5 protein-coding genes and 1 riboswitch are annotated in these 9,992 nt (G+C 55.5%); of the genes, 4 read left to right on the top strand and 1 reads right to left on the bottom strand.

The annotated features are described in order from the left end of the window. Nucleotides 1-263: 263 nt before the first annotated feature. The gene (locus KKG35_06815; protein MBU1737837.1) at nucleotides 264-2,174 is read right to left on the bottom strand and encodes a collagen-like protein; all 1,911 of its coding nucleotides are present in this window, start codon (nucleotides 2,172-2,174) and stop codon (nucleotides 264-266) included. A gap of 51 nt (nucleotides 2,175-2,225) precedes the next feature. Further along, nucleotides 2,226-2,303: riboswitch (cyclic di-GMP riboswitch) on the bottom strand. A 490-nt stretch (nucleotides 2,304-2,793) separates the two neighbouring features. Here KKG35_06815 and KKG35_06810 point away from each other — a divergent pair. From KKG35_06810 to KKG35_06795, 4 genes are read left to right on the top strand one after another with little or no spacing between them, the layout of a single operon-like run. After that, nucleotides 2,794-4,062 (top strand): TolC family protein, encoded by a 1,269-nt coding sequence (locus KKG35_06810; GenBank protein MBU1737836.1) that lies wholly within the window; start codon nucleotides 2,794-2,796, stop codon nucleotides 4,060-4,062. A 60-nt stretch (nucleotides 4,063-4,122) separates the two neighbouring features. Beyond that, nucleotides 4,123-5,604: an efflux RND transporter periplasmic adaptor subunit gene (locus KKG35_06805; protein ID MBU1737835.1), complete on the top strand. Its 1,482-nt coding sequence runs from the start codon at nucleotides 4,123-4,125 to the stop codon at nucleotides 5,602-5,604. A 53-nt stretch (nucleotides 5,605-5,657) separates the two neighbouring features. After that, nucleotides 5,658-8,885, top strand: a complete 3,228-nt coding sequence (locus KKG35_06800) for a CusA/CzcA family heavy metal efflux RND transporter (protein MBU1737834.1) — start codon at nucleotides 5,658-5,660, stop codon at nucleotides 8,883-8,885. A 43-nt stretch (nucleotides 8,886-8,928) separates the two neighbouring features. Further along, the gene (locus KKG35_06795) at nucleotides 8,929-9,423 is read left to right on the top strand and encodes a hypothetical protein (protein ID MBU1737833.1); all 495 of its coding nucleotides are present in this window, start codon (nucleotides 8,929-8,931) and stop codon (nucleotides 9,421-9,423) included. The last annotated feature ends 569 nt before the right edge of the window (nucleotides 9,424-9,992 follow it).

Here is a 9,992-nt window from a genome sequence, read left to right as displayed (position 1 = left end):
TGAGTTGAGCAGCTTGTCTGCTCGTACCGATAAGCGAGCTTGCGAGACATCGAGACTTATACCCGAAGGGTGAAAAGCTTAAGTTGAGCAGCTTGTCTGCTCGTACCGATAAGTGAGCTTGTGAGACATCGAGACTTATACCCCTCAAGGGGGTACTGAAGTGAGTCCCCGCAGGGCGAAAAGCAGGGCCTCTTGTTCAGACGTAAACAAAAAGGCTGCAGGAAAAGATTCCGGCAGCCTTTTTTTGTTGTCTGGTCCGCTTCTTACGGGATGAATGGTCCCGGCTGGAATGAATAGGTTTCCCTGGCTTCCATATCCGTTTCCAGGGCGTTGAATTTCGGGAAATAGTAGGCGGTCGGGAAAACGTCCCGGTACTCTTTCATGGAGTTGTCGGTCCCGTCCTGGTTCAGGAAGGTTACAATCATGTCCCGGAGGTAATCGCCGGCGCGACCCGTTAATACGGCATCAAGCCACGGGTCTAAATATCTTCTTTTCGTAGAAATGCGTGATACCGCACAGCCCAATGAGATTTTCTCCCATCCGGGGTATTGACTGAAGGCGGTCGGTGAACAGTCCCGGAATTCGTAGCTCAGGGCCGGAATAAGGGGATCTGCCGGTTCGTAGGCATAGACAACGACATCCTTTCGCATCGCCCGACCTTGAAGGACGTCCTGCCACCACATCTCCTGGCTCTCTCCAGGAACAACATTTGCTTCCATGACGATCTGAACAGGCTGTGGCGGTCCGGGCTGATATTCATACCAGTCCGGAAATCTTGGTGAGGCGATTCTGATTGCCGGGATTATAAGCGGGGAGATCGTGATGTTGGCGACAGCTGCACCCTGATACAGGTCGGTGCTGAAATCGCTGGTGAAAATTTTTGAGCGGACTGATCTCGGGTCTCCACCTCCGCCTGCAGGGCCGGTCAGATAGAGTTCGGTAATGTCCTTTCTGCCTGTTGTCTGATGGCCGCCTGGAAACTGCCCGACTCCGCCGGAAAGCTGCTCCACGGTAACGATCCCGCCGCAGATGTCAGACCAGGTCTGGTCCGGTCCGGACGCGCCCGGCATGACTTCGACAGTGAAGCCGGAGATGCGGGTGTATTGATCGGGGCGGGGAGCAAGAGCGGCCGTTCCTATAGTTCCTCCGGTTGTTCCTCCAGTCAGGAAGCCCGAAGTTTGGCTGAGACACTCGAGCCCGGTGGGAGTACTGGCGGATGTCGAGCCCATATCACCGCAGACCCAGGAGGAGCCGCTGAACACGGCCACCTGGCCATTGGCGCAGATCAGATTGGCAAGCGGGCCGGAGGCGCCGGGAGGGCCCGGAGGACCGGTATTCCCTTGCGGTCCCGTAGCTCCTGTGGCTCCGGCGTCACCTTTCAGGGATACAAGCCATTCACCCTCCGTGCCGGTAAAGCCGTTCTGCAGAGCGATCGCATATGCCGAGAGACCATTTGACCCATCCAGACCATCTCGTCCGTCACTGCCGTTTGCCCCCGCAACACCCGGGATCCCCTGCGGCCCTTCAGGCCCTTGAATGCCCTGGATACCTTGGGCGCCGGGATCTCCCTGATCCCCTTTATCGCCTTTGAGTCCCTGCGGTCCGGGATTACCCTGCAGGCCGGTCAGTCCTATCGGCCCCTGCTCTCCTTTATCTCCTTGAGGTCCCGGCTCGCCTTGAATTCCCTGAATACCCTGCGGCCCGGGCTCACCCTGCAGGCCGGTCAGACCCATCGGACCTTCGGGGCCTTGGATCCCCGGATCGCCCTGGTCACCTTTGGGCCCCTGTGCTCCCTGGATACCCTGCGGACCGGTTTCTCCCTGAGGACCAACAGGGCCCACTGGGCCTTGCACGCCCTGTAACCCTTGCAGGCCAATATCGCCTTTCGTTCCTGCCGGCCCCATCGGTCCTTGCGGCCCCTGGGGGCCGATCGGGCCCGGTTCTCCCTGCGGTCCCTGCGGCCCTTCGGTCAGCTGGATCGCATCGATCCGGGCCTGAAGATCCGCGAGCTGCTCCTGCACATTCCGGAAGGGTTTTCCCCGGGTCCAGTCTTCATGTTTTTCTTTTTTATCCTTGTTCTTGTCCTGATGCCGGTCATTGTCCGCCTGAACAATGGTTGTGCCGGTGAAGAGAAAGATGCTTCCGAGCAGAATAGTGAAAACCGTCTTTTTCATAGAGCCCCTCCATTTTTCATAAAAAAAGCCGAACCCGTCCAAAGTAAATTCCTTGGCGGTCCGGCTGTCTTTATTCCAAGATCCGGTACTTTCCGTCCCTGCTTCGCAACAGGTTTGGCTTTATCGTTTACTCGCTGTCATTTGGTAGCCGTGATTTGTTAGAACAATTGCACATTCGGGATATTCTGTCAACGTGGAATGTGGTTATCGACATCAAATCAGTTGGTTAGTTACGGATGGCGACAATGCATTTCAGAAACTCGGGTTTCTGCCTCATGTTTTCATTTTCCACGAAATTTTATTACTGGAAGCATCCGGCAGGCTCATTTTGAGATGGGCAAGACGTGCTCCTGATTCCCACATGTTTTCTTATCATTTCAGTTGCCGACCGTATTGAAGAATATTCTTCAGTGGCGGCTGGCTTTTGCATACTTCTCTGCATTTTACAGGTGGTGAGTTTGGCTAACTTATTGATATTAATTGATAAATATCCGTGGCATGCTGGTTGCACCTGATTTGCTCACCCTGACCGGCTCCAGTTGAGCAGCTTGCCTGCTCCTACCGATGCGAGCCTGCGAGACATCGAGACTGATACCCGAAGGGTGAAAGGAGAGATGAAGTGAACAGAGCAATCGGTACAATTATAATTTCATGGACGCTGTTGCTTGCCGGGATACCCTCACCCGGGGTGGCCCAGACCGGGGATTTCGCTCTCGGGACATTGCTGCAGCGGGCCCTTGAACACAACCCGGAATTAAAGGCTGCCGAATACCGGTGGCAGCTTTATGAAAACAAGGTACCCCAGGCGGGAGTACTCGCCGACCCGTCTCTTTCATTCGGCTTGAGCAACTATCCTGTTGACTCGTGGGCGGGCAATGAATCGCCGATGAGCGGCAAGCTTGTAAAGCTCAGTCAGAGCCTCCCTTTTCCCGGAAAGCTTTCAACTGTAAAAGAAAAATCAAAGCAGCAGGCCCTCTGGTTCAAGGGGGTGTATGAGGATGAAAAACTGCAGCTCGCCTGGAAAGTCAAGGACGCCTACTACTCCCTTTTCTTTTTCGACCGCGCCCTTAAGATAACGCAGAAAAATCTTGCGCTGCTCGACGACTTTGTCCGGTTGACCGAAACCAATTACGAGATCGGCAAAGGATTGCTGCAGGACGTGTTGAAGGCGCAGGTCGCCCACTCCCGGCTGATCGACCGGACGTACTCCTACAATAAACAGTATGCAAGGGCCCTGGCCGACCTGAACAGTCTCACCGACCAGCAACTGGATTTTCCCGACTCCGACCTTCCCGAGCTGGAGCCGGTTGTTCTTGCCGCGACAGCGGAGGAACTGCACCAAACCTTTGAAAAAAACAGGCCTCTTTACTCATCCTATCTCGCGCTGATCGAGCAGAACAGATTGCAGAAAAAGCTGGCACGGCTTGATTTCAGGCCCGATTTCAAACTGGGGGCGAGCTACACCTTTCGGGAACCGAATCCGGCGGATGGCGGAACGGATTTCAGCGGCATTGAAGTCGGCATCGATATTCCGCTGCACCTCGGCAAAAGAAAGGCGGCGGTTGCGGAAGCGGAGTCCGGCATCAACATGGCGGAGCGCCAGTTGGACAACTTTCGCAACCTGGCGCGGCTCAATATTCAGGACTCCGTGCTCAAGATCAGGCAGAGCGAGAAACAGGTCGAGCTGTACCGGAGCGGCCTTATCCCCCAGTCCCGCCAGACCTTTGAGGCCGCCCTGAGCGGCTACCAGGTCGGCAAGATTGATTTTCTGGCCCTGCTCGACAGCATCATGACGGTGTATGACTATGAACTGGAATACTACCGGGTCATGCTGGACGGTCGGCGGGGACTCGCCAGACTGGAAGCGGAAATCGGGGCTGTTCTCTAGAAATGGAAGAGCTGTTTTTTTGCAATGGCAAATCATCAGAATACTTAAAGGATGAAAAGAATGAAGACAATGAAAACGGTGGCGGCTGCGGTCATCCTTGTGTCGGCGGCAGCGGGCCTTTTTCTTTTCGGCGGGTTCGAATTTGCCGCAAAACCTGCAGGCGAGACCGCCTTGAGTGAGGCCCTTACGGAGGAGCACCAGGAGTACACCTGCGGCATGCATCCATTTATTATCACCAAAGAACCGGGGAATTGCCCGATCTGCCAGATGGCGCTGACCCCCGTTAAATCCACCATTGCCGCAGGGGTGCAGGGGGAGAGAAAAATCAAATACTGGGTCGCTGCCGGAGATCCGAGTTTTATCAGGGACCAGCCGGGGAAATCCCCGCAGGGTGAAGACCTTGTGCCGGTTTACGAGGATGAATCGGTCATCGGGCAGTTGATCAACATCGATCCGGTCACCCGGCAGAACATGGGGGTGCGCAGTGAAAAGGTGGTCACCCGTGATCTCTCCCGCACTATTCGCACGGTCGGGGTGGTCGGCTATGAGGAGCCGAAACAGTATTCGGTCAACAGTAAGATCGAGGGCTGGATTGAAAAACTCCTGGTCAATGAAACCGGCGGGTTTGTCAAAAAGGGGCAACCCCTGCTTGAAATCTACAGCCCGCAGCTGGTGGCGGCGCAGGAAGAATTCCTTCTTGCCCTGCGCAACCGGGCGTCCCTTTCCGGGAGCGGGGTCTCCGTGATTTCCGCCGGGGCAGCCAGGCTTGTGGACTCATCCAGGAAGCGGCTGAAATACTGGGACATCTCCGACCGCCAGATCGCGGAGCTTGAGCGCAAGCAGGAGGCGACCAAAACCCTTGTTCTGCATGCCCCCTATGACGGCATCGTCACCCTCAAGAATGTGAGCGAGGGAGTGTTTGTCAAGGCGGGGATGGAGCTGTTCAGGCTCGCCGACATCTCAAAAGTCTGGGTCTATGCGGATATCTATGAGTATGAGCTCCCCTGGGTCAAGGTCGGACAGGCCGTCCGGGTCCAGCTTCCTTACCGGGGCAGGGAATTTGCCGGCCGGATCAGCACCATTTATCCCTATGTGGACCAGAAGACACGGACGGTGAAGGCCAGGATAGACCTGGACAATCCGGATTTTGAACTGAAGCCGGACATGTATGTCAATGTCCGGATCAGCTCGGAGTCGGTCCGGAATGTGCTGAGTATCCCCATTGAGGCGGTTTTGAATTCCGGAGAGCAAAAGACCGTTTTTGTCGAGCGGGGGCACGGAAAATTCGAGCCGCGCCTTGTCAAAACCGGGCTGCAGGACGAGAATGGCTATCTGGAGGTTGTCCAGGGCCTGCTGGCGGATGAAATGGTGGTCACCTCGGCCCAGTTTATGCTGGACTCGGAAAGCACCTTGCGGACCGCAATCCAGAAAATGCTGGAACCGAAAAAGAGCGGGTTCTCCGGGCAAAGCGAAAAGGATAAGGTTGACGATCTTTTTACAGATGACAAAAAGAATGACGAAATCGAATCTCTCTTTAACTGACCCTCTAAAACGAAAGCGGCAATAGATAAAATTCCCCAGAGAACAGGTCCGGCATGATAGAAAACATTATCGAGTGGTCCGTCAAAAACAAGTTCATGGTCATCCTCCTGACCGTCTTCCTGATCGTGGCAGGCGGCTATTCCCTCAAAAACACCCCGATTGACGCCATCCCCGACCTCTCCGATGTCCAGGTCATTATTTTCACCGAATATCCGGGCCAGGCGCCGCAGGTGGTCGAGGATCAGGTCACCTATCCATTGACCACCCAGATGCTCGCGGTACCCCACGCCAAGGTGGTGCGGGGGTACTCCTTTTTCGGCTTCTCCTTCGTCTATGTGATCTTCGAGGACGGCACCGATATCTACTGGGCCAGGTCCCGGGTTCTCGAATACCTCAATTATGCGGCCGGAAAGCTGCCGAAGGGCGTTACCCCAAGCCTAGGTCCTGACGCGACCGGCGTCGGCTGGGTTTTTGAATACGTGCTGGAGAGCGACCGGCACGATCTGCAGCAGCTGCGGTCAATCCAGGACTGGTATCTCCGCTATGAGCTTGCCGCCGTGGAAGGGGTGAGCGAGGTTGCTGGGATCGGCGGCTATGTCAAGCAATATCAGGTCAAGATCAATCCGGAACGCCTGCTGGCCTACCGGGTGTCGATCCCGCAGATCAGAAAAGCGATCCAGCAGAGCAATAACGATGTGGGCGGCCGCCTGGTCGAGATGGGCGAGACGGAATTCATGGTCCGGGGCAGGGGGTATTTCAAGTCCGTAGCAGACATTGAACAGGTGGTGATCGGCGCCGATGAAAAGGGGACTCCGGTCCTGGTGAGGGACCTGGCTGAAGTGGCCATCGGCCCGGAACTGCGGCGGGGAGCGGCGGACCTTGACGGCGAGGGGGAAACCGTCGGCGGCATCGTCGTCATGCGTTTCGGCGGCAACGCCCTCAAAACGATTGAAAAGGTGAAGGAAAAACTGGATTCCCTCAAAAGCGGCCTGCCTGAAGGGGTCACCATCAAAACCGTCTATGACAGGTCGGGCCTGATCGAGCGGGCGGTGCATACCCTCACCGAGAAACTGATCGAGGAGTGCATCGTCGTCGCCCTGGTTACCGCCCTTTTTCTCTACCACCTGCCCAGTGCCCTGGTGGCGATCATCACTCTGCCGGTTGCCATTCTGATGGCCTTCAGCATCATGTACGGCCAGGGGATCAATGCCAATATCATGAGCCTCGGCGGCATTGCCATCGCGATCGGGGCAATGATTGACGCCGGCATCATCATGATTGAAAACGCCCACAAGCATCTCGAGCGGGACCGGGAGAAAAAACCGCACTGGGAAATTATTCTGAATTCCGCCAAAGAAGTGGGGCCGACCCTTTTCTATTCCCTGCTGGTGATCACGGTTTCCTTTGTGCCGGTCTTCGCTTTGCAGGAGCAGTCCGGCCGGTTGTTCAAGCCTCTGGCTTTTACCAAGACCTATGCCATGGGTTCTGCGGCCTTCCTTTCGATTACCCTGGTGCCGGTCCTGATGGGCTGGTTTATCCGGGGAAAAATCAAACCTGAACACGCAAACCCCGTCAACCGGCTGCTGATCCGGATCTATCACCCCTGTGTCGATCTGGTCCTGAAGTGGCGCAAGACAACGCTTGTGATCGCGATGCTTCTGATCGGCTCGATCTCCTGGCCGCTTTCGCAGATGGGTTCGGAATTCATGCCGCCGCTTTACGAGGGCGACCTCCTCTATATGCCCACCACCATGCCGGGGGTCTCGATCACCAAGGCCAAGGAGATTCTCCAGCAGACCGATGCCATCATCAAAAGTTTCCCCGAGGTTGAACGGGTTTTCGGGAAAATCGGCAGGGCTGAAACTGCCACTGATCCGGCCCCTCTGTCAATGCTGGAATCAACCATTATGCTGAAACCCGAGAACGAGTGGCGAAAAATACCAACCGCCAGATTCTACAGCAGCTGGCCGGTATGGACAGCTCCCCTGACAGATATTCTCCGTAAAGTGCTGCCGGAAGAAAAAGGGATTACGGTCGAAAAATTGATCGAAGAGCTGAACAATGCCATCTCGTTTCCCGGGCTGACCAACGCCTGGACCATGCCGATCAAGACCAGGATCGATATGCTGTCCACCGGGATCAAAACCCCGGTCGGCATAAAAATCATGGGTGAGGACCTGGCGACTTTAAGTGATCTCGGCGAGAAAGTCGAAGCGCTGGTAGGCACCCTCCCCGGCACCCTGAGCGCCTACTCGGAAAGGGTGGTCGGGGGCAACTATCTCGATTTCACGGTGGACCGGGCGGCCGCCGCCCGTTACGGCCTCACGGTGGGCGATGTCCAGGATGTGATCCAGTCGGCGATCGGCGGGATGAATGTCGGTCAGACCGTCGAGGGGCTTGAAAGGTATCCGATCAATATCCGCTATCAGCGGGATTACCGCAACAATCTGCCCTCCCTGGAGAGGGTGCTGGTGCCATTGCCGAACGGCACCCACATCCCGATCTCGCAGGTTGCCGAGATCAAAATCATGAAGGGCCCGCCGAGCATCAAAAGCGAAAACGCCCGTCGTACCGCCTGGGTTTATGTGGACATCACCGGGATTGATGTCGGCACCTATGTCAAAAAAGCGCAGGCCGCAGTCGCGGAAAAAATCGAGTTGCCCACCGGATACTCCATCATCTGGAGCGGCCAGTTCGAATATATGGAAAAGGCCAGGGAAAGGTTGCTGCTGGTGATTCCGCTGACCGTGCTGATTATCTTTGTGATCATCTACATCAACACCAGATCGATCATCAAAACCGCCATCGTCTTTCTGGCGGTGCCGTTTTCCCTGGTCGGGGCATTCTGGTTTTTGTACGCGCTCGGCTACCACACCTCCGTTGCCGTCTGGGTCGGGATCATCGCCCTGGCCGGGCTTGATGCGGAAACGGGGGTGGTGATGCTGCTCTACCTCGACCTGGCCCATAACGGCTGGCGCGAAAAGGGGAGGATGCAAAACCGGGGGGATCTGGTGCAGGCCATCCATTTCGGGGCGGTGAAAAGAATCCGGCCGAAAATCATGACCATCTCGGTCATCATCGCCGGTCTATTGCCGATCATGTGGAGTCACGGTGCGGGGGCGGATGTGATGAAACGGATCGCCGCCCCGATGGTCGGCGGGGTTGTGACCTCCGGGGTCATGGAGCTTCTGGTGTATCCGGTGATCTATTTTATCTGGCGGGGGCGGAAGCTTATCGAGAGTTACGTTCCCACAGGTAAAGAAGATGTCGCGGATCTTTAGGCATTATTCAACTCATAAAAACATTTAAAAAAGGAGTACGGTTATGAAACTGAGAAAAACAATGATTGGAGGTGTGGCCTGCCTTTTCCTGGTGTCGGCATTGCCGGTATCGCTCTTTGCGATGCCGGGGATGAACCATTCGACCGGCAAAGACAGCACCGCCGGAATGGCAATGGCCTCCACTGCAACCGCGATCATGCTGCAAACCGATCTGCAGGAAGGCGTCAAGGCTATGGCGCACCTCAAGGACATCAAGGCGGCGATGGCTGAATATGGAAGCAAGGAGACTCATCATTTCATGGTGCAGTTTTCCACGGAAGATGATGGGCAGTCTCTTGATACCGGACTTGCCGCGGTGAAGGTGGTCGACCCGGAAGGAAAAGAGCTGGATCCCCGGAAGATGATGGCGATGGACGGGAGTTTCGGGGTGGACGTTGCGCTCAATATGAAGGGCAAATATCAGTTTGAAGTCGGGACGAAACTGAAAGACGGCAAGAAGAGGGTGTTTCGGTTTCACTATGAAAACCTGAACGGCTGAGACGGTTTAGCCTGGGTGGAGGGCCTGATCGATAGGGATTCAGGCCCTCGATGTGCATGGCCTGGCAAAACGCAAGCTGATTCCCACTCGATGGCAGACAGCGGCTCTTCGATATTTCGACAGGAGCTGTTTCATCCTTCGACAAGCTCGGGATGAGCGGTATATCGGAATAATCGGCTGGTCAGGATGTAGGGTATCAGGATGAGCGGTATGTCGGAATAATCAGTATATAAGGATAAACGGTTTAATAGTAATTCCGCTCATCCTGAGCTTGTCGAAGGATGGTCCAACTGAGTTCTGCTTCACCCCGCTATTTGTATCAACCAGCAATATCAACCGCGTATCCTGTTGGCCGGAAAACCGGCGGCAATTTGACGGCAACCAAATAAAAAAGCGGCCTGGATTATTAATCCCGGCCGCTTTTATGTTTCACCAGCAATGTTCCCCTTATTCCCCGGGGCGAGGTGGTAGATTGAACGGGTGTCAATACTTGACGGTCATCGCCTCGATCTCTTCCTTGGTGGTCTCGGCCCAGCGTTTGACCGACCAGTTTCCCACCCAGGACTTGA

The organism is Pseudomonadota bacterium, from assembly GCA_018823285.1.
In the GTDB taxonomy this organism is placed as follows: Bacteria; Desulfobacterota; Desulfobulbia; order Desulfobulbales; family JAGXFP01; genus JAHJIQ01.
This window is presented reverse-complemented; position numbering and strand designations above follow the sequence as displayed.

Bases quoted from the DNA above. Each gene is read 5' to 3' on its own strand.
- KKG35_06815 (MBU1737837.1), bottom strand. From the start codon at position 2,174: ATGAAAAAGACGGTTTTCACTATTCTGCTCGGAAGCATCTTTCTCTTC.
- KKG35_06805 (MBU1737835.1), top strand. From the start codon at position 4,123: ATGAAGACAATGAAAACGGTGGCGGCTGCGGTCATCCTTGTGTCGGCG.
- KKG35_06800 (MBU1737834.1), top strand. From the start codon at position 5,658: ATGATAGAAAACATTATCGAGTGGTCCGTCAAAAACAAGTTCATGGTC.
- KKG35_06795 (MBU1737833.1), top strand. From the start codon at position 8,929: ATGAAACTGAGAAAAACAATGATTGGAGGTGTGGCCTGCCTTTTCCTG.